The sequence below is a fragment of the Xanthomonas hydrangeae genome, assembly GCF_032697525.1.
Taxonomy (GTDB): Bacteria; Pseudomonadota; Gammaproteobacteria; order Xanthomonadales; family Xanthomonadaceae; genus Xanthomonas; species Xanthomonas hydrangeae.
In genome coordinates, this window is record NZ_CP103836.1 from 3,990,061 (window position 1) to 4,009,282 (window position 19,222).

Below are 19,222 nucleotides of genomic sequence, written 5' to 3' on the forward strand. Positions count from 1 at the left end.
ATGACAGCAGTCGATTACACCAGTGTGGAGCGGCGCTTCTCGTCGATCCACTTGGATGCCTGCGCCGGCGTGTAGTGCTGCATCCACTCCAGCATCTGCGCCAGATCGTTGCCGTACCACAGATCGGTGCGCTGGTCCGGATGCAGGAAGCGCTCTTCCACCATGCGATCGATCATGCCGATCAACGGGGCATAAAAACCTTCGATATCCAGGAACGCGCAGGGCTTGTTGCCGATGCCCAGCTGGCGCCAGGTCAGCATCTCGAAGATCTCTTCCATGGTGCCGAAGCCGCCGGGCAGGGCGACAAAGGCATCGGACAGCTCGAACATGCGCATCTTGCGCTCATGCATGGAGCCGACGATTTCCAGCGTGGTCAGCCCGCGATGCGCCACTTCCCAATCGGCCAACTGCTGCGGAATCACCCCGGTGACTTCGCCGCCCGCCGCCAGCACCGCATTGGCTACCGTGCCCATCAAGCCGACGTTGCCGCCGCCATAGACCAGGCGCAAGCCCTGCTCGGCGATGCGCTGACCCAGCGCAGTGGCGCGCTCGGCGTAGGCGGGTTTGTTGCCGGCATTGGAACCGCAGTAGACGCAGATGCTTTTCATGGGATGAGAATCGGGAGTAGGGAATTGGGAATGGGTAAAAGCAGAAACAAAAGCCGGAACGCATGACGCCGGACCTAGGTCCGGCGTCAGCGTGAAGAGTGAGATGATGGGAACGCTCTTGCGATTCCCCACTCCCGATTCCCGGTCAGTTAGACTTATGAATCGCGCGCTTGCTCACTGCCATTGCGGCATCGTGGATCGCTTCGGACAGCGTCGGATGCGCGTGGCAGATGCGGGCCAGATCGTCGGCCGAGCCGTTGAATTCCATCGTCAGCACACCTTCGTGCACCAGCTCGGACACGCCCACACCCACCAGATGCATGCCCAGCACGCGGTCGGTTTCGGCATCGGCGATCACCTTGACGAAGCCGGCCGGCTCGCCCATGGCCACCGCACGGCCGATCGCCGCGAACGGGAAGCTGCCGGCCTTGTAGGCGACGCCTTCGGCCTTCAACTGTTGCTCGGTCTTGCCGACCCAGGCAATCTCCGGCTCAGTGTAGATGACCCACGGAATGGTGTCGAAGTTGACATGACCGGGCAGGCCGGCGATCAGTTCGGCCACCGCAATGCCTTCTTCGAAGCCCTTGTGCGCCAGCATCGGGCCGCGCACGCAGTCGCCGACCGCCCACACGCCATCCACACCGGTGTGGCAATGCGCGTCCACTTCGATCTGGCCACGCTCGTTGAGCTTGACGCCGGTACCGTCGGCCAGCAGATTCTTGGTCGCAGCCTTGCGGCCCACGGCCACTAGCAACTTGTCCACGGTGAGGGTCTGCTCGCCGGCGGCGTCGGTGTAGCTGACCACCACCTGCTTGGCATCGCCGCTGCCGGTGATCTCGGTCTTGCTGACCTTGGCGCCGAGCTTGATGTCCAGGCCCTGCTTCTTGAATTCCTTCAAGGCGGTCTTGGCGACTTCTGCATCGGCCAGCGCCAGGAAGTCCGGCAGCGCTTCGAGGATGGTGACCTCGGCGCCCAGACGCTTCCACACGCTTCCCAGTTCCAGGCCGATCACGCCGGCGCCGATCACGGCCATGCGCTTGGGCACGGCGGTGAAGTCCAGGCCGCCGACGTTGTCGACGATGGTGTCGCCTTCGAACTTGGCGAACGGCAGCTCGATCGACTCCGAGCCCGGCGCCAGGATCACATTGGTGCCCTTGAGCTCGATCTCGCCGCCTTCGTGCTGGGCGACCTTGACGATGTTGCCCGGCAGCAACTGGCCGAAGCCGTAGTACGGGGTGATCTTGTTCGCCTTGAACAGCATCGCGATGCCGCCGGTGAACTGTTTCACGATCTTGTCCTTGCGGCCGATCATGGTGGGCACGTCCATCTTGGCATCGTTGAAGCTGATGCCGTGGTCGCCGAACAGATGGCCCATGTTCCAGAACTGGCGCGAGGAATCCAGCAGCGCCTTGGAAGGAATGCAGCCCACGCGCAGGCAAGTCCCGCCCAGGGCGGGCTTGCCGTCCTTGCCGAGTGCCGCGTCGATGCAGGCGACCTTCATGCCCAGCTGGGCCGCGCGGATGGCGGCGTGATAACCGGCCGGACCGGCACCGATGACGACGACGTCGAATTGTTCGCTCATTTCATTTGCTCACGGGAATGGGGAATAGGGAATGGGGAATCGCAACAGCGCACGCGCCTGTCGCGCCCCATCCAGGTCCAGGCGGGAATGGAGTGGTCGATGGGCGCTTGTCCCATTCCCGACTCTCCATTCCCGATTCCCGGCTCTTACAGACCGAACAACATCCGGCCCGGGTTTTCCAGCTGGTTCTTGATGTCCACCAGGAACTGCACCGAATCCTTGCCGTCGATGATGCGGTGGTCGTAGGACAGCGCCAGATACATCATCGGCGCGATCACGACCTGGCCGTTCTCGGCGATCGGACGTTCCTTGATCGCGTGCATGCCCAGGATGGCACTCTGCGGCGGGTTGATGATCGGGGTGGACAGCAGCGAGCCGAAGGTGCCGCCGTTGGTGATGGTGAAGGTGCCGCCCTGCAGGTCGTCCAGGCCCAGCTTGCCGGCGCGCGCCTTGGCGGCGTAGTCGGCGATGCCCTGTTCGACTTCAGCGAACGACTGGCGCTCGACGTTACGCAGCACTGGCGTGACCAAGCCCTTCTCGGTCGATACCGCGATCGAGATGTCGCTGTAGCCGTGATAGATGATGTCGTCGCCGTCGATCGAGGCATTGACCAGCGGGAAGCGCTGCAGCGCGTTGGCGGCGGCCTTGACGAAGAAGCTCATGAAACCGAGCTTGATGCCGTGTGCCTTCTGGAATTCGTCCTGCAGTTCCTTGCGCGCGGACGACACCTTGGCGAGATTGACCTCGTTGAAGGTGGTCAGCATCGCGGTGGAGTTCTTGGACTCCATCAGACGCTTGGCGATGGTCTTGCGCACGCGGGTCATCGCCACGCGCTCTTCCGGACGGGCGCCGGACGCCTTGCCCACGCCGCCGGCCTTGGCGAAGTTGACGATGTCTTCCTTGGTCACCGCGCCACGACGGCCGGTGCCGTCGACCTGCGCCGGGTCCACGCCCTGGGTGATCGCGGCAAAACGCGCACCCGGCGGCAGGGCATCTGCAGAGGACTTGGAAGCAGGCGCAGGTGCGGCGGCAGCTGCCGGAGCGGCGGCCGGCGCAGCAGCGGCAGGTGCCGGTGCCTCAGCCTTCTTCTCGTCGGCCGGTGCGGCCGCAGCCACCGCGCCTTCTTCGATGATCGCCAGGATCTGGTTGCTGGTGACCGTGCTGCCGGCTTCGAACTTGATTTCCTTCAGCACGCCGTCGACGGGCGAAGGAACTTCCAACACGACCTTGTCGGTTTCCAGGTCGACCAGATTCTCGTCGCGCTTGACCGCTTCGCCGGCCTTCTTGTGCCAGCTGGCGATGGTGGCGTCGGAAACGGATTCGGGCAGTACCGGAACTTTGACTTCGGTGGCCATTCGGGGAGCGTCCTAGTGTGTGCGTTCTTTGGGGAAGAGGAGTTATTCAGCGACTTGGTCGTTGAACGGATTGAGGAGCGCATCGGCGACCAGCTTCTGCTGTTCGACGATGTGGTCGGCCATGTGGCCGGCGGCAGGCGAGGGCGAGCGGGCACGGCCGGCGTAATGCAGGCTCTGAGCGCCGGTCAGGCAGAAGTTCAGATGGTGGCGAATCTGGTACCACGCACCCTGGTTCTGCGGTTCTTCCTGACACCACACCACATCGGTGGCGTTGGCATAGGCCTTGAGCTCGGCGGCCAGCTGCGCACGCGGGAACGGATACAGCTGCTCCACGCGCAGGATGGCGACGTCGTCCTGGCCACGCTTGGTTTGGTCTTCGAGCAGGTCGTAATAGACCTTGCCCGAGCACAGCACCACGCGCTTGACCTTGCCGGCGTCGGCCTTGGCATCGGGAATCAGGTGCTGGAACTCGCCCTCGGCCAGTTCTTCCAGGCTCGACACCGCCAGCTTGTGGCGCAGCAGCGACTTGGGCGTCATGACCACCAGCGGCTTGCGGGTGGTCATGCGCATCTGGCGGCGGATCATGTGGAAACACTGCGCCGGGGTAGTCGGCACGCACACCAGCATGTTCTCCAGCGCGCACAGCTGCAGGAAGCGCTCCAGACGCGCGGAGCTGTGCTCCGGGCCCTGGCCTTCGTAGCCGTGCGGCAGGAACAGCGACAGGCCCGCGATGCGGCCCCACTTGGCTTCGCCGGCGGCGATGAACTGGTCGATCACCACCTGCGCGCCATTGGCGAAGTCGCCGAACTGCGCTTCCCACACGCACAGTGCGTTCGGGTCGGTGGTGGAGTAGCCGTATTCGAAACCCATCACCGCTTCTTCGCTGAGCAGCGAGTCGATCACGGTGGCGTCTTCGGGATTTTCCACCAACTGGCGCAGCGGCATGTAATAGCTGTCGCTCTTCTGGTCATGCAGGATCGCGTGACGGTGGAAGAACGTGCCGCGACCGGCGTCCTGGCCGACCAGGCGCAGCTTGTGGCCTTCGGCCAGCAGCGTTGCGTAGGCCAGATTTTCGGCAAAGCCCCAGTCGCCGGCCTGCTGACCGGCGGCCATCTTGACGCGATCGTCGTAGATCTTGGCCACACGTGCGTGCAGCTCGACGCCTTCCGGAATCGTGGTGATCAGCTTGGCCAGGCGGTCCAGCTGCTCGCGCTTGACGCGGGTGTCGACCGGATCGGCCGCGGTGCCGACCAGATACTTAGACCAGTCGATGGCGAATTCGTCCGGCTTGCGCGTGGCCAGTTCGGTGGTGTATTCGCCCGAATCGAGCTTGTTGCGGTAACCGTCAACCAGCGCCTTGGCCTCGTCGGCGCTCAGCACGCCGTCGCTTTCCAGCTTGGCGGCGTACAGCTCGCGGGTGGTCTTGTGCTTGCGGATGGTCTGGTACATCACCGGCTGGGTCGCTGCCGGTTCGTCGGCCTCGTTATGGCCCCAGCGGCGGTAGCAGACCAGGTCGATGACCACGTCCTTCTTGAACTGCTGGCGGAACTCATAGGCCAGCTTGGACACGAACATCACCGCGTCCGGGTCGTCGCCGTTCACGTGGAAGACCGGCGCGCCGATCATCTTGGCCACGTCGGTGCAGTACAGCGTGGAACGGGCGTCGTCGCGGGCGCTGGTGGTGAAGCCGATCTGGTTGTTGATGACGATGTGCACGGTGCCGCCAACGGCGAAACCGCGCGCCTGCGACATCTGGAACAGCTCCATCACCACGCCCTGGCCGGCGAATGCGGCATCGCCGTGGATCAGGATCGGCAGCACGGTCTTGCGCTCGGCATCGCCGAAGCGTTCCTGACGCGAACGCACACTGCCGACCACGACCGGGTCGACGATTTCCAGATGCGAGGGGTTGAACGCCAGCGCCAGATGCACCTGCTTGTCGGTGCCAACGGCGATGTCGGCCGAGAAGCCCATGTGGTACTTGACATCGCCGGTGTGCGCGCGGTCGTCGTGGGCGTGCTCGAACTTGCCTTCGAACTCGTCGAACAGCTTGCGCGGGTTCTTGCCCAGCGTATTGACCAGCACGTTGAGGCGGCCGCGATGGGCCATGCCGATCACGATGTCCTTGACCTGATCGTTGCCGGACTGGCGAATGATCTCGTCCATCATCGGGATCAGCGCATCGCCGCCTTCCAGCGAGAAGCGCTTCTGACCGACGTACTTGGTGTGCAGGTAGCGCTCCAGGCCTTCGGCGGCGGTGAGCCGCTCCAGCGCGCGCTTGCGGCTGGCCGCGTCGCCGGCGATCTTGCCGCCGGCATCTTCCAGGCGCTTGTAGATCCACTGGCGCTGGTCGAATTCCTGGATGTGCATGAACTCCGCGCCGATGGTGCTGGCGTAGGTCGCCTTCAGGCGGGCCAGCAGGTCCTTCAGCTTCATCCGCGGCTGGCCACCGACACCGCCGGTGCTGAATTCGCTGTCCATGTCCGCCTGCGACAGGCTGTGGAACGGCAGGTCCAGATCGGGCGGATTGACCGGCGGGGTGAGGCCGAGCGGGTCGAGCTGCGCGCCGAGGTGACCACGCGCCCGGTAGGCGGTGATCAGGCGGCCGACGTTGCGCTCGCGCTCGTCACTGGCACCCGCGCCGGTTCCGGCATTGGCTGCCTGCTTGGAGGCAGTGAGGATGTGGGCGATGGCGGCCGAGTGCGGCACATCCCCCGCATCGCGACCTTTGAAGTCGTCGAAATAGCTCTTCCACTTCGGATCGACACTGTCCGGGGCGACGAGGTACTGCTCGTACAGATCCTCGATATAGGCGGCGTTGCCGCCGGCGAGCTGCGATGACTGTGCGAACTGCTTTAGGAGATTATCCACGATGGTAAGTCGGGTCTGCTGTGAGGGATGATTGTGCGGAAGCGGCAGGGCAAGATGCCCTATCGGTCGGTATCAAATCTCGAAAAATTATACCCCCTTGCGCTAATGACAGGGCGTCTGCGAGCTGACCGGACGGGTAGGTCGACCGGCCTCGCACCTACGTGCGAAGGGCGCTGCGGCGTCAGATGCCGAGCGCGCGCGGTTCGCTCCAAAGCGCGCTGCGCTCCCATATCTGCGCGAATTCGCGCTCCAGCTGACGACTGCGCGCGGCGCCCGACAGCCAGGTTTCGCCGTCGTCGAAGCGGTGGCCTGTTGGACGAAAGTAGTAGGCGTCATCGCCCACGACATAGGCCGACGCGTAGCTGCCATCGACCGGATCGCTGACCGCACGGAAGCGAAACACGCTGGGCAGGCGCTGGGCCAGCCGCAACATCGCGCTGCCACTGGCGTTGGCGCTTGCGGTGTCCTGCACCAGGACATGCACGCGTTTGTCATGCCGGGCGGTGGCGAAGCGACGCAGCGCATCGAGTGCCGCAACGTTGTCGAACAGCGGCGGATCCAGTGCGCGCGTGTAGATCAGCACCTGACGGCGCGCCGCGCACAGCAGGCCGGTGGTGGCAGCCAGGGCTGCGCTCAGATTCTCGACTGCCATCGGGCCGTCGAGGCGGCGGTGCAGGGCAGTACCTGCTGCGCCCTCCGTATCGAAGGCGCGATCAGGACGACATTCGCAGGAGGCTTCGGGCAGAAAGCCGAGGCGTGCGAACACCGCCTCGGCAGGTGGGTTGACGCGTGCGCGCAGGCCGGGCCAGCCGCGTTGGCGGGCGGTGTCGACTGCGGCTGTAAGCAATTGGTCGGCAATACCACGGCGGCGCCAGTCGGGGAGCACGCCGAGCCGGTCGATGCGTCGGTCGGGTGTGAGCCGCACCGCAGCGATCAGCTGGCCGTCGTCGGTGCGCATGGCCAATTGCAGGCTGAGGGGATCCAGTGCGTCCCATTCGGCATCGCTGGTGGTGCCAGCGGTGCCGGTGGTGCACGCCAGGCGCAGCGCACGCAGGGCCGCGGCGTCGAGCGCCGGATCCAGCGAAACGGTCTGCGGCCTGGCGTGGTGGTTCATGCGCGCTTGGGCGACGCGTCGGTGTCGCCAGCGTCGTCGCCAGCGTCCGATGCCTCGTCGTCGTCGCTCTGAGCGGTGTCTTCGCCTTGCCCGGCGTCACCGGCTTCGGCCGGGCCGTCTGCGGCGTCTGCGACCTGCTCGACGTCGGCCTCCGCGTCGATCTCCTCGTCCGCATCCTGCGTGTCGGTCTCGGCATCGTCGTGGTCGGCCGACAGGCTCAGTGCGTGTGCCTGATCGTCTTCGATGTCCTCGAAGTCGTCGTCGTTCTCCTCGTGGGCGCGCTGATAATGGCCCTGCGCCAGCAGTTCCAGCACCACCTCGCGGCCGCGCACCGACAACTGCGCATACAGCGCGCCGTCGATTTCTTCGGCGGCCGCCAGGCGCGCGGCGTCCTTGGCCGACAACGCAAATTCCAGCCCGCTGCAGAACAGCGTGGCGCCACGCTTGGCACGCCGCCAGGCCAGTCGCGACCAGGGATGGCGATGCAGCAGTACGCCTTCTTCCAGCGCCTGCTCGACCGCCTCGCGCGGGATGGGTTCTGGCGCCGGTACCACGTCGCCGGAGGCGCGGTAAGTGGTCATGAAGCGGCCGAACCAGTCACCCAGGCGATCGGGGTCGTTCATGCGCAGCGCGTTGAGCGCTTCGACCACGCGGTTCATCGCGGTGACATCGATCTCGTAAGGATCGGCGGGCACTTTGAGGTCTTCGTCGTGATAGCGCACGGCCTCGTCGGCGTCGGCGATCAAGGTGTCCAGATAGTCGCCGATCAGCTCGGCCGAGGACGGCGCGCGGGTGCCGATGGAGAAGGTCAGGCAGGCGTCTTCGGCCACGCCGTGGTGCGGCACCAGCGGCGGCAGGTACAGCATGTCGCCCGGGCCCAGCACCCAGTCGTGGGTGGGCTTGAAGGTGCTGAGCAGCTTGAGCTCGACATCGTCGCGGAACGCCAGCGGCGCGGCCTTGCGGCCCTGCTGCGCACGCGCGTCGATCTGCCAGCGGCGGTGGCCCTGGCCCTGCAGCAGGAACACGTCGTAATGGTCGACATGCGCGCCGACGGAGCCGCCGGTGGCGGCGAAGCTGATCATGATGTCGTCGATACGCCAGCGCGGCAGGAAGCGGAACTGCTCCAGCAAGGCGCGTACGTCGGCGTCCCACTTGTCCACGTCCTGCACCAGCAAGGTCCAGTCGTGGTCGGGCAGGCCGGGGAAGTCGGTTTCCTGGAACGGGCCGGTGCGCACCTTCCAGTCGTCGGTGGCGCGGTCGTGACTGATCAGTCGCGCCAGCACGCCGTCTTCGCAGGCCAGGCCGGCCAGATCTTCGGGCTGCAGCGGCGACTGGAAGTCCGGGAACGCGTTACGGATCAACAGCGGGTGCTTGTGCCAGTAGTGGCGAAGGAAGCGCTCGACCGGCATGCCCAGCGGCTGGTCGCGGCTGGCATGGATCTCGAAAGGCAGCGGCGCGCCCTTCTTGGTGACGGTCTTTTTTGCGGGGGTCTTTTTCATGGTGTGACGGGTCCGACTGGGAAAAGCCGGCGCTGTACGGCCGGCGAAGTGGCCTATTGTCGCCCAGCCCGCTGCGCGATGCCTTGCCGGCGAGCGTCGCAGTAAGGGTTCAGTGCACGTCCCGACCACGCAGGCATGGCCGGGGATGCGCTGGTCGCGCCAGATGTTTGCGGGCGTCGACGGCTTAGGGTGGCTAACAAAGCGGAATGAGCCGTTGCCAGGTGGGTGTGGGCAGGGCTGGGCAACCGATGCGTACGCTTGGTGCTTGGTGAGTTCGAGCACCGGCGGCGTCTGGCACGGCGGTGAGCGTCGTCTTGTTAGCCTCTCTTAGCGGGTGGAGAGCTGGTTATCGCTACCGTAATCGTTGACGACCGCAGTGCCGGACTGCTGGGTGATGCGGTTGCCACGGCCGTGCAGCGTGGCTGCAGCGATCGCCTGCGCCTGCACCTGATTGTCGTCGCCAGGCACCCGCAGCGTGCCGATGCGTCCGGCCTTGAGTGTGGATTTGCGGCCGAATAGCTCGACGGTCTTGGCATCGCTGGCCAGAGTGACCTGGGCAGCCTCGCCAACGATGCGCACCGCTTCGGCGCGCTCGATCTGGACGATCGCATGCGCACCCAGCACCGCGATCGTGCCGCAATCGCCCTTGAAGGTCAGATTGGCGTTCTGTCCGGTCAGGTCGACGTTATGCCCGTCGCAGCTGACCGTGCCGCTGGTCGAGGTGACCATCAGCGTCGGCCGCTCGCCCGTGCTGGCGACCTGGGTGGCACCGTCCATGCTCGGGACCGATGGTACGGAAGGCACCGATGGAACCGATGGAACCGGTGCGATCGACGTGGTGGCCGGCGCTTGCGGCGCGGCAGCAGCGGACTCGGGAGCGGCTTGCTTTCCGCAGGCCACCAACGCGAGCAGGGACACATACAGCAGCGAGCGCAATGCCATGGCAATACTCCTGACAGCTGGATACGACGCAATGATGCGGGTCGCCGCAATGCGGCCAGATCGGGTGCGGCAGTCAGGTCAGATGGCGCGCGCCAGCTGTTCGGCAAGACCTGTGTAGGCGCCGGGTGTCAATGCGCGCAAACGCTGCTTGTCTTCTTCCGGCAACTGCAGGCTTTCCACAAACGCCTGCATCGAGGCGGCGGTGATGCCCTGGCCGCGGGTAAGTGCCTTGAGCTGCTCGTACGGGTTGGGCAGGCCGTGGCGACGCATCACGGTCTGCACGGCCTCGGCCAGCACTTCCCAGGCGGCGTCCAGATCGGCATCCAGGCGCTCGGGATTGACGGTCAGCTTGCCCAGGCCCTTGGCCAGCGAATCCAGCGCGACCTGGGTGTGGCCGAACGCGGTGCCGAGCGCGCGCAGCACGGTGGAGTCGGTGAGATCGCGCTGCCAGCGGCTGATCGGCAGCTTGGCGGAAAAATGCTCGAACAGCGCATTGGCAATGCCGAAATTGCCTTCGGCATTTTCGAAGTCGATCGGGTTAACCTTGTGCGGCATGGTCGAGGAGCCGACTTCGCCTTCCTTGAGTTTCTGCTTGAAGTAGCCCAGCGAGATGTAGCCCCAAATGTCGCGCGACAGATCGATCAGGATGGTGTTGACGCGACGGCTGGCATCGCCGATTTCGGCCACGTTGTCGTGCGGCTCGATCTGGGTGGTATAGGGGTTGAACACCAGGCCCAGGCTTTCGACGAAGCGCTGCGCGAATGCGGCCCAGTCCAGCTCCGGGTACGACACCAGGTGCGCGTTGTAGTTGCCCACCGCGCCATTGATCTTGCCGGTCAGTTCCACCGCGGCGATCTGCTTGCGCTGACGCTCCAGGCGCGCGACCACGTTGGCGATTTCCTTGCCCAGCGTGGTGGGCGAGGCGGTCTGGCCATGCGTGCGCGAGAGCATCGGCTGGCCGGCTTGGGCATGGGCGAGGTTGCGCAGCGTGGCGGTGATGCCGTCCAGCGTCGGCAGCAGCACCTCGCGGCGCGCCTGCTCCAGCATCAGGCCGTAGCTGAGGTTGTTGATGTCCTCGCTGGTGCAGGCGAAATGCACGAATTCCAGCGCCGGGCCCAGCTCGGCATCGTCCTTGAGCTGTTCCTTGATGAAGTACTCCACCGCCTTGACGTCGTGGTTGGTGGTGCGCTCGATCTGCTTGACGCGTGCGGCATCGCTCACGCTGAAGTCGTCGGCCAGACGGCGCAGGGTCTGCGTGGCAGCGGCCGAGAACGGCGCCAGCTCGGCGATGCCCGGCTCGGCGGCCAGTGCCAGCAGCCATTCGATCTCGACCTTGACCCGCGCCCTGATCAGGCCGTATTCGGAGAAGATCGGGCGCAGCGCATCCACTTTGGAAGCGTAGCGGCCGTCGAGCGGGGACAGGGCGAGCAGGGCGGAATCCGACATGGGCAGGGCACTGGGAGGCTGGCGGGGGTGGGTATTCTACGCCGCCCCGGTGCTCGCTTCGCCGATCGGGCGGACGGTGACCGCCTGGATCCGGTGACCGTCCATCCGCCGCACGGTCAGCGCGTGGCCGTCCAGCTGCAGGGTTTCGCCTTCTTCCGGCAGCCGCTGCAGCCTGTGCACGATCAGGCCGCCGACCGAATTGACGTGGTCCGGCGCGCTCAGATCCCGGCCGAGCAGGCGTTCCAGGCGGAAGATCGAGGTGCTGCCGGCCACCAGCAGCGAGCCGTCCTGGCTACGGATCGGCGCATCGCGCACCACGTGGCGATGCTCGTCCTCGATCTCGCCGACCACCACTTCCAGCAGGTCTTCCAGGGTGAAGAAGCCCAGGATGCGGCCCTGGTCCTCTACGCACAGCGCCAGATGGGTGGTGCCGGTGCGGAACTGCTCCAGTGCGCTGGGGATCGGGGTTTCCAGGGTCAGCAGCGTGGCCGGGCGCAGCAGCGGGCGCAGATCGTCCAGATCCTGGCCGCGCGCCATCGCCACCAGCAGGTCCTTGGTATGCAGGATGCCCAAGACCTGCTCGCCCTCGGCATCGAACCACGGGTAGCGGCTGTAGCGTGTCTCGCTGAACTCGGCCAGCACCGATTCCAGCGTCATGCCTTCGCGCAGGCTGCGCATGTGCTCGCGCGGGCGCATCAGGTCGCCGGCGACCAGGTCGGGCAGTTCCAGCGCATGACTCATCAAGGCCAGGCCGTGATCGGGCGTGGCCGCGTTGGGGTCCTGGCGGCCGACGATGAGCATCAGTTCCTCGCGCGAATAGCGATGCGACTGATGTTCCACCTCCCCCCAGCCGAGTACGCGCAGCAGCCGATTGGCGCTGGTATTGAGCACCCAGATCGCCGGATACATGGCCCAGTAAAAGACGTAGAGCGGCGCGGCGGTCCACAGCGACATCAGCTCCGGACGGCGAATGGCCATGGTCTTGGGCGCCAGTTCGCCCAGCACGATGTGCAAAAACGAAATCAGGCTGAAGGCAATGGCCAATGCGGCGAATTGCGCCGCTTCCGGCGACAGACCAAGCAGGTCGAACAGCGGCTGCAGCAGATGCGCAAACGCAGGTTCGCCAACCCAGCCCAAGCCGAGCGAGGCCAAGGTAATACCGAGCTGGCAGGCCGACAGATACGCATCCAGATGCGCATGCACCCCGAGCAGCAAACGCCCGCGCCAACCGTTGTTCTGCGCCAGGCCCACCGCTTGGGTGTGGCGCAGTTTGACCAGCGCGAATTCGGCGGCAACGAAGAAGCCATTCAACAGCACCAGCAACAATGCCACCAACAGCAGCAGCACATTACCGAGCATGGCGTACGCCTGCGGGCTGTGCATCGACGATAGGTCGAGGTGTTAGTTGCTGCGCTTGCGCAATGCTGCGGTATGCAAAAGAGAAAGGCGCAGGTGCTGCGCTTCTACAGTCAGGGTCGTCGCCCATGGCGGCGTGGTACCTCGTATTGATCAATGGGCAGTCTAGCCCACGGCTTGCGACGACATGGCCGCAACGCTGCGAGCGAGTATCGTAGGCAGCCTCGCCAGCCCGGGTACGCCCGCTGCCAGCCTTCCTTGACCACAAATCCAACGATGTGCGGAGAGTGCAGATGAGCGAACGTTTCAGGACCGAACACGACAGCATGGGGCAATTGCAGGTGCCCGCCGATGCATTGTGGGGCGCGCAGACCCAGCGTGCCGTGCAGAATTTTCCGGTATCGGGTCAACCGATGCCGCGTGGTTTCATCCGCGCGCTGGGCCTGATCAAGGCCGCCGCCGCCGGTGTCAATGCCGAGCTGGGATTGCTGCCCAAGTCGATTGCCAAGACGGTGCAGGACGCCGCCTTGCAGGTGGCCGAGGGCACGCATGACGCGCAATTTCCGATCGATGTCTATCAGACCGGCTCGGGCACCTCTTCCAACATGAATGCCAACGAGGTGATCGCCACGTTGGCCACGCGCGCCGGCAAGGACGCGGTGCATCCCAACGATCACGTCAATCTGGGGCAGAGTTCCAACGACGTGATCCCGACTGCCATCCGCGTGTCTGCATTGCTTGCGGTGCAGGAGCACTTGCAGCCCGCGCTCAAGCATCTGCGCAAGACCATCGACAAACGCGCAAAGGGTCTGAGCAAGGTGGTCAAGACCGGGCGCACGCATCTGATGGATGCGATGCCGCTGACCTTCGGCCAGGAGTTCGGCGCATGGTCGGCGCAGTTGAGTTCGGCGCAGGATCGCATCGACGACGCGCTCAAGCGTTTGCGGCGCCTGCCGCTCGGCGGTACTGCGATCGGCACCGGCATCAATGCCGATCCGCGTTTCGGCGGCAAGGTGGCCAAGGCCTTGTCGAGCCTGAGCAAATTCAAGTTCGAGAGTGCCGACAACAAGTTCGAGGGCCTGGCCGCGCAGGACGATGCGGTGGAACTGTCCGGTCAGCTCAATGCGCTGGCGGTGGCCTTGATCAAGATCGCCAATGATTTGCGCTGGATGAATGCCGGCCCATTGGCGGGGCTGGGCGAGATCGAATTGCCTGCGCTGCAGCCGGGTAGCTCGATCATGCCGGGCAAGGTCAACCCGGTGATTCCCGAAGCCACCGTGATGGCGTGCGCGCAGGTCATTGGCCACCACACCGCGATTACCGTGGCCGGGCAGACTGGCAACTTCCAGTTGAATGTGACCCTGCCGCTGATCGCCTACAACCTGCTGGATTCGATCACCCTGCTGGGCAATGTGTCGCGTCTGCTGGCCGATACCGCAATCGCCGGGCTGAAAGTGCGTCAGGAACGCGTGCGCGAGGCGCTGGATCGCAATCCGATCCTGGTCACTGCGCTCAATCCGATCATCGGCTACGAGAAGGCCGCCGCGATCGCCAAGCGTGCCTACAAGGAGCAGCGCCCGGTGCTGGACGTGGCCATGGAAGACAGCGGGCTCAGCGAAGCGGATCTGCGGCGTTTGCTGGATCCGGCCGCGCTGACGCTGGGCGGCATCCAGGCCGGCAGCAGTGGAAGCGGTGGCTGATCACTGCAGCGTGTGTGTGTAGGAGCGCACTTGTGCGCGATGGGGCGTTATCGATAAGGCCCCGTCGCGCACAAGTGCGCTCCTACGCAAGGTTCTTGCGAATCTGCGGTCTTCGCGCAGCTTCGCTACTCAGTGCCGCTCGGCCTGCACGTTGCCGAAGCTCTCGCGATACGGCTGCAGCGACGGGATTTCATTGAGTAATTCGCCGCTGATCTTCTGGATGTCCGGCGTGACCGTCAGCTTGATCGACTTGTATTCCGGGTCCGCGCCGGCCTCGTTGACCGCCTGCTGACGCAGCATCTGCAGATGCCCGAACAACAGCTGCAGCTTGGCGCGCGTCGGCTCTTTCTGCGGTAGCGCAATGTCGTCGATCTTGAGTGTGCCGTCCGGGGTGATTTCCGCATTGGCGGCCGGTGGGCGGCGGATCATTACCGATTGGGTGGTGATCGCAACGCGCGGCTTGCCGCGTTCGGCGCGACGGGACGACTGGTCGCCACATGCGGCCAGGGTGCACAGCAGCAGCGCCATGCAGAGCATCACGAACTTGTTCATGGGGTCGATGGGTTGAGTGGAGCGCACTAGTGTAATCCCGCCCCGGTCAGGCGATCCGGGCCTGGGCCGCATGGCATGGCTGACAAAATGTCGCAGGCCAGGTGGCGCTCAACTCGCGTGCAGGAATCGGCATGGGTATGCGCTCCATCCGATTCGGAAAGCCGCTGCGCCTGCCAACGACGACGCAGCGGTTGTCACGGCCGCACTTACTTGCGGCAGTCGTCGACGTCGTGTTGCGTGAGGGTGGAGTAGGGCGCAAACGCCGGCACCAGTTGCGCAGCGGCGTCCTGCGCGGCGCGCAGCTTGGCCAGCTGATCGCAGATCTGCATGGCCTTGTGCTTGAAGGTTTCCGCCTGGGCTTCGATCTTGTCGCCAATCTGCTCGGTATTGCCGCTGAGCACGGCCTTGAGCGCTTCGCCCGCCGCATGCGCGCCGAACGCTGCACCTTGGGTGCCGATGTCGATGCCTTTTTCGGCCACGCCCTGAATCTGCGTGTAGAAGCTGCGCATGGCCTGCTGCTGCGCATCGTTCAAGGCCACCGGCTTGCCATCGATGCTGAGCGCGCCATCCACTGCGATGGTGGCCGCAGGCAGACCATCGCGCTTGAGCGTCACACTCTTGCCATTGAAGGTCACGCCACTCCCGCTGGCCTGGCCCGACACAATGACCTTGGGTTCGGACTTGCCGCAACCGACCAATAACGCGCTCGCCAATACTGCGGTCATCAACAGTTTCATCAATAGTTTCCCCTCAAATCCTCAATGAGTGATCAGTTGTCGGTTGGCACGCGCGTGCTGCCGGTGACATCGCTGACGTCGATATCGCCGCTGCCCTTGCGCGCCACGCTGACGTTGCCGCGCACCTTGCGCACGCTCAGTGCGCCGGAGTTGACCGCGTCCACGCCCACATCGCCTTGCACATCGTCGATGTCGACATCGCCGGAGCCGATCGTGCCGAGCTTGACGTTGCCGGCAACGCCGCGCAGTTTGACGTCGCCCGAGCCGACCTTGCCGACCTCTGCTGCGCCACGCACGCGCGTGGCCTTGAGGTCGCCCGAGCCCACTGCCAAGACACGCAACGCGCCCATGTCTTCCAGCTCGATGTCGCCGGAGCCGACCTTGGCGGTGACGCGGCCCTTGGTGCGACGAATCGCCATGTCGCCAGAGCCGACGTCGGCACTGACCGCTGCCGCACCGGAGATCTCCGCATCGCCGGAACCCACGTCGAATTGCACCAGCAGCGTGTCGGGCACGCTGCCGCGCAGATCCAGGTACGCGTAACTGTCGCCGACGGAGATGCGCATGCTGCGGTCGTCGTCCAGCGTCACCACCAACTTGTCGCCGACGCGCTTCTGGGTGACGGTCAGGCCGTTGAGCAGATCGGCGCGTGCAGCGCAGGCGCGGCCGCTCAGATGCCCGCTACTGCCCGGCGAGGCGTCCAGATGCAGATCGTTGGAGGCGACCTCGAACAACACCGACCTCACTCCGCTCAGTTTCAGCTCCAGGTTGCGCGGCTCGGAGAATTTGCATTGCTCCTGGGCAAACGCAGCGCCGGGCAACGCGAACAAGATGGCCAGACTCAGATGCAGGTGCGAACGCATGGGGTGTCCTTTACTCAGGCTTCGGAGCGCCGACGGCGCAGATAGATGGAGGCGGCGATCAGCACCACGCCGATGGCAGCGCCGATCCAGATGTCGGGGTTGCCGTAGACCAGCCTGCTATCGGTGTGCTGCAGCACCCACTGCAGCAGATCGCTGGGGTTCTGCATCGCGCTGCTATCGAGGTTGCCGCTGACTGCAAGCGGCGACCAGGTGCCGGGCAGGGCGCTGAGCAGGCCGCGGTAGCCGACGATGTACCAGATCCAGCCGATCGGCAGCGATACGCCCGGCATTGCCGAAAGGATGCTCAGCATCACGCAGGCCAGCAGCGGAAACAGCACCGCCCACAGGAACGGCTTGCTGGTGGCCCAGGCCGAGCAGAACATCAGCCAGCCCACGGTCGGCAGCGACCACAGCAAGCTCATCGGCACGGTCTGCAGCATCAGCCATAACAACGAGAACGGATGCGAGTGGGTGGCCAATCCCCACGGATTGGGCACCCCGGCGATCAACGCGCCGCCGATGGCGATCAACCACAGCGCCAGGCCGACCAGTACGCCGATCGCGATGGCGATCAGCGGCGCCAGCAACAGCGCCCAGGCGGCCTTGGACAGCACCGTCTGCACATCCGACACCGGCAGCGATTTCCAGAACAGCACGCTGCGGTCGCGGCGGTCGTCGTACAGGCTGCCCAGTGCATAGAAGAACACCACGAATGCCAGTACCACCGAGGCGATGCCGATGCCGGCGAGCAGCAGGCCATCGCCGACCTGGCCGAGGGTGCGGGTGTACTCGGCCAGGTCCGACATCGTCATGCTGTCGCCGATCATGTTGCGGCGTGCACTGATCGCCCCGATCACCGCGCCCAGCAGTGCGAAGAACACCGCGATGCCGCCAGTGATGATCTGCGCCCAGACGAAGCCGCCACGGTGTTCCCAGTATTCGCGTTTCAGCAGCCAGCCGAACGTACGTGCGGGAGATGCTTGGTGGGTGAGTGCATTCATGCGTAGGTCCCCTTCATGACCGCAACGAACAGGTCGGCAAGGCCGGGATTGCGGGTTTCGCCAAAGCGGGCGAGCTGCTCTTTCGGCACGCCATCGAACAGCATCACGGTCTTGCCGAACGGCAGGCTGCGCTCGTCGATCGGTTTCATGGCTCTGGCAGCCTCGAGATGCTCGGCATTGACCAGCACTTCGGTGTAGCGCCCGGCCACGTTCTCCATGTCGGCGGTCAGCACGATGCGGCCGTCGCGGATGAACATCACATCGGTGAGGATGTGTTCGATCTCTTCCACCTGGTGGGTGGTGACGATGATGGTTTTTTGCTCATCGAAATAGTCTTCCAGCAGGCGCTGGTAGAACTGCTTGCGATACAGGATGTCCAGGCCCAGCGTGGGCTCGTCCAGCACCAGGATGCGCGCGTCGATGGCCATCACCAGCGCCAGATGCAGCTGCACGATCATGCCCTTGGACAACTCGCGCACCCGCGATTTGCGGTTGAGCTGCGTATTGGCCAAAAAGCGCTCGCACTTGGCGCGATCGAAGCGCGGATGCACGCCGGCAACGAAATCGATCGCCTCGCCAACCCGCAGCCAGCGCGGCAGCACCGCCACGTCGGCGATGAAGCAGACCTCGTTCATCAGGGCGTTGCGCTGGGTGCGCGGATCCATGCCGAGCACGCGCAACTCGCCGTCGAAATCGGTCAGCCCCAGCACTGCCTTGAGCGCGGTGGTCTTGCCGGCGCCGTTGGGGCCGATCAATCCCACGATGCGCCCGGCAGCGATGGTGAAGCTGGTGTTGTCCAGCGCGAGCCGATGCTTGTAGGCCTTGCGCAGGCCACGTGCGTCGACCACATGGTCGGAAGAGACGGCGGTCATGGTGTTTTTCCCTGTGGCAACAGATCGTCGATGGACAGTCCCAGGCGCTGGATGCGTTCCAGCACCGCGGGCCATTCTTCATTCAGGAAACGCTCGCGTTCGCTGCCGCGCAATTTCTGTGCGGCTTCCGGGGTCATGAACATGCCCAGGCCGCGGCGTTTCTCCACCAGGTTCTCGTCGGCCAGCTCTTGATAGGCGCGCGAGACGGTGATGGGGTTGAGTTGGTAATCGGCCGCCACTTGCCGCACCGAGGGCAGGGCGTCGCCAGGCTTGAGGATTCCATCGAGCATCATGGCAACCACCCGTTCCTTGAGTTGGCGATAGATGGGAGCGCCGTCGCTCCATTGGATGTCGTTCATGGTCAACTCCGTGGACGCAGGACCTGCGCGAAGGAGAAATAGGGCATCGACAGCGAAGCGCGCAGATGCCGGCTGGGCCGGGTGCGCGCCTCGGGGGGAGTTGTCGCGTTTTCCGTAACCGCCTCCGACACGCCATAATCGGCGCCGGACTCCGTGACCTGACTGGAAGCGGCTCCCAGGCAACCAATGACGAACAGGGCGCTGCCGAACAGCAGCAATGGAGCTGGTCGCGTGAAGCGTGTGCTGTTCATGCTTTCCCCTGCGTTGGATGACTGGTGTTGTATTCAACTATAACACCGACACGCAGGCAGTCAACTGCCTGTCATACCCAACTGATGGCACTCCGCATCTGCGAGGAGCCGGAA

17 protein-coding genes and 1 other RNA gene are annotated in these 19,222 nt (G+C 64.8%); 1 reads left to right on the forward strand and 17 read right to left on the reverse strand.

The annotated features are described in order from the left end of the window. Nucleotides 1–14: 14 nt before the first annotated feature. From NYR97_RS17050 to NYR97_RS17095, 10 genes are all read right to left on the reverse strand, one after another. Nucleotides 15–608: an LOG family protein gene (locus tag NYR97_RS17050; RefSeq protein ID WP_006449471.1), complete on the reverse strand. Its 594-nt coding sequence runs from the start codon at nt 606–608 to the stop codon at nt 15–17. A 145-nt stretch (nt 609–753) separates the two neighbouring features. Next, a complete protein-coding gene (gene lpdA / locus NYR97_RS17055) occupies nt 754–2,190 on the reverse strand; it encodes a dihydrolipoyl dehydrogenase (RefSeq protein ID WP_316694860.1) in 1,437 nt (478 codons plus the stop codon). Nucleotides 2,191–2,336: 146 nt separating this feature from the next. Continuing rightward, a complete protein-coding gene (sucB, locus tag NYR97_RS17060) occupies nt 2,337–3,545 on the reverse strand; it encodes a dihydrolipoyllysine-residue succinyltransferase (protein WP_316694861.1) in 1,209 nt (402 codons plus the stop codon). 42 nt (nt 3,546–3,587) lie between these two features. Beyond that, on the reverse strand, nt 3,588–6,416 hold the full coding sequence (locus tag NYR97_RS17065) for a 2-oxoglutarate dehydrogenase E1 component (protein ID WP_316694863.1): 2,829 nt from the start codon (nt 6,414–6,416) through the stop codon (nt 3,588–3,590). A gap of 181 nt (nt 6,417–6,597) precedes the next feature. Further along, nucleotides 6,598–7,530 carry a GNAT family N-acetyltransferase gene (locus NYR97_RS17070; RefSeq protein WP_316694865.1) on the reverse strand — a complete coding sequence of 311 codons (933 nt, stop codon included), beginning with the start codon at nt 7,528–7,530 and terminating at the stop codon, nt 6,598–6,600. Continuing rightward, entirely contained in the window at nt 7,527–9,029 is a 1,503-nt protein-coding gene (locus tag NYR97_RS17075) for a ribosomal protein uL16 3-hydroxylase (RefSeq protein WP_316694866.1), read from the reverse strand. Before NYR97_RS17075 ends, NYR97_RS17070 begins: the two co-directional genes overlap by 4 nt. Nucleotides 9,030–9,220: 191 nt before the next feature. Next, nucleotides 9,221–9,296, reverse strand: a non-coding RNA gene (locus tag NYR97_RS17080) — sX9 sRNA. Between the two features lie 60 nt (nt 9,297–9,356). Beyond that, entirely contained in the window at nt 9,357–9,971 is a 615-nt protein-coding gene (locus NYR97_RS17085) for a DUF3060 domain-containing protein (RefSeq protein ID WP_316694868.1), read from the reverse strand. A gap of 78 nt (nt 9,972–10,049) precedes the next feature. Continuing rightward, entirely contained in the window at nt 10,050–11,417 is a 1,368-nt protein-coding gene (gene purB, locus NYR97_RS17090; protein ID WP_316694870.1) for an adenylosuccinate lyase, read from the reverse strand. A gap of 36 nt (nt 11,418–11,453) precedes the next feature. Further along, nucleotides 11,454–12,800: a hemolysin family protein gene (locus tag NYR97_RS17095; protein WP_316694872.1), complete on the reverse strand. Its 1,347-nt coding sequence runs from the start codon at nt 12,798–12,800 to the stop codon at nt 11,454–11,456. Between the two features lie 266 nt (nt 12,801–13,066). Here NYR97_RS17095 and NYR97_RS17100 point away from each other — a divergent pair, with 266 nt between their 5' ends. After that, nucleotides 13,067–14,473, forward strand: coding sequence for a class II fumarate hydratase (locus NYR97_RS17100; protein ID WP_316694875.1), 1,407 nt, complete (start codon nt 13,067–13,069; stop codon nt 14,471–14,473). A gap of 129 nt (nt 14,474–14,602) precedes the next feature. On the opposite strand, the gene NYR97_RS17105 is transcribed toward NYR97_RS17100, so the two are convergent. The 7 genes from NYR97_RS17105 to NYR97_RS17135 all read right to left on the reverse strand — a co-directional run bounded on the left by NYR97_RS17105 (nt 14,603) and on the right by NYR97_RS17135 (nt 19,108). Then, a complete protein-coding gene (locus NYR97_RS17105) occupies nt 14,603–15,025 on the reverse strand; it encodes a hypothetical protein (protein WP_205391863.1) in 423 nt (140 codons plus the stop codon). Between the two features lie 206 nt (nt 15,026–15,231). Next, nucleotides 15,232–15,762, reverse strand: a complete 531-nt coding sequence (locus NYR97_RS17110) for a DUF2884 family protein (RefSeq protein ID WP_316694877.1) — start codon at nt 15,760–15,762, stop codon at nt 15,232–15,234. Between the two features lie 32 nt (nt 15,763–15,794). Further along, nucleotides 15,795–16,625, reverse strand: a complete 831-nt coding sequence (locus NYR97_RS17115; protein ID WP_316694879.1) for a DUF4097 family beta strand repeat-containing protein — start codon at nt 16,623–16,625, stop codon at nt 15,795–15,797. A 14-nt stretch (nt 16,626–16,639) separates the two neighbouring features. Beyond that, nucleotides 16,640–17,626 (reverse strand): ABC transporter permease, encoded by a 987-nt coding sequence (locus NYR97_RS17120; protein ID WP_316694880.1) that lies wholly within the window; start codon nt 17,624–17,626, stop codon nt 16,640–16,642. Beyond that, nucleotides 17,623–18,498 carry an ABC transporter ATP-binding protein gene (locus tag NYR97_RS17125; protein ID WP_316694881.1) on the reverse strand — a complete coding sequence of 292 codons (876 nt, stop codon included), beginning with the start codon at nt 18,496–18,498 and terminating at the stop codon, nt 17,623–17,625. The genes NYR97_RS17120 and NYR97_RS17125 overlap by 4 nt, the downstream gene beginning before the upstream one ends. After that, nucleotides 18,495–18,857, reverse strand: a complete 363-nt coding sequence (locus NYR97_RS17130; protein WP_316694882.1) for a GntR family transcriptional regulator — start codon at nt 18,855–18,857, stop codon at nt 18,495–18,497. The genes NYR97_RS17125 and NYR97_RS17130 overlap by 4 nt, the downstream gene beginning before the upstream one ends. Before the next feature lie 2 nt (nt 18,858–18,859). Beyond that, nucleotides 18,860–19,108, reverse strand: a complete 249-nt coding sequence (locus NYR97_RS17135; RefSeq protein ID WP_205391858.1) for a hypothetical protein — start codon at nt 19,106–19,108, stop codon at nt 18,860–18,862. Between the last annotated feature and the right edge of the window lie 114 nt (nt 19,109–19,222).

Coding starts and splice junctions, on each gene's coding strand:
- NYR97_RS17050 (WP_006449471.1), bottom strand. CDS start 608: ATGAAAAGCATCTGCGTCTACTGCGGTTCCAATGCCGGCAACAAACCC.
- lpdA (WP_316694860.1), bottom strand. CDS start 2,190: ATGAGCGAACAATTCGACGTCGTCGTCATCGGTGCCGGTCCGGCCGGT.
- sucB (WP_316694861.1), bottom strand. CDS start 3,545: ATGGCCACCGAAGTCAAAGTTCCGGTACTGCCCGAATCCGTTTCCGAC.
- NYR97_RS17070 (WP_316694865.1), bottom strand. CDS start 7,530: ATGAACCACCACGCCAGGCCGCAGACCGTTTCGCTGGATCCGGCGCTC.
- NYR97_RS17075 (WP_316694866.1), bottom strand. CDS start 9,029: ATGAAAAAGACCCCCGCAAAAAAGACCGTCACCAAGAAGGGCGCGCCG.
- NYR97_RS17085 (WP_316694868.1), bottom strand. CDS start 9,971: ATGGCATTGCGCTCGCTGCTGTATGTGTCCCTGCTCGCGTTGGTGGCC.
- purB (WP_316694870.1), bottom strand. CDS start 11,417: ATGTCGGATTCCGCCCTGCTCGCCCTGTCCCCGCTCGACGGCCGCTAC.
- NYR97_RS17095 (WP_316694872.1), bottom strand. CDS start 12,800: ATGCACAGCCCGCAGGCGTACGCCATGCTCGGTAATGTGCTGCTGCTG.
- NYR97_RS17100 (WP_316694875.1), top strand. CDS start 13,067: ATGAGCGAACGTTTCAGGACCGAACACGACAGCATGGGGCAATTGCAG.
- NYR97_RS17105 (WP_205391863.1), bottom strand. CDS start 15,025: ATGAACAAGTTCGTGATGCTCTGCATGGCGCTGCTGCTGTGCACCCTG.
- NYR97_RS17110 (WP_316694877.1), bottom strand. CDS start 15,762: ATGAAACTGTTGATGACCGCAGTATTGGCGAGCGCGTTATTGGTCGGT.
- NYR97_RS17115 (WP_316694879.1), bottom strand. CDS start 16,625: ATGCGTTCGCACCTGCATCTGAGTCTGGCCATCTTGTTCGCGTTGCCC.
- NYR97_RS17120 (WP_316694880.1), bottom strand. CDS start 17,626: ATGAATGCACTCACCCACCAAGCATCTCCCGCACGTACGTTCGGCTGG.
- NYR97_RS17125 (WP_316694881.1), bottom strand. CDS start 18,498: ATGACCGCCGTCTCTTCCGACCATGTGGTCGACGCACGTGGCCTGCGC.
- NYR97_RS17130 (WP_316694882.1), bottom strand. CDS start 18,857: ATGAACGACATCCAATGGAGCGACGGCGCTCCCATCTATCGCCAACTC.
- NYR97_RS17135 (WP_205391858.1), bottom strand. CDS start 19,108: ATGAACAGCACACGCTTCACGCGACCAGCTCCATTGCTGCTGTTCGGC.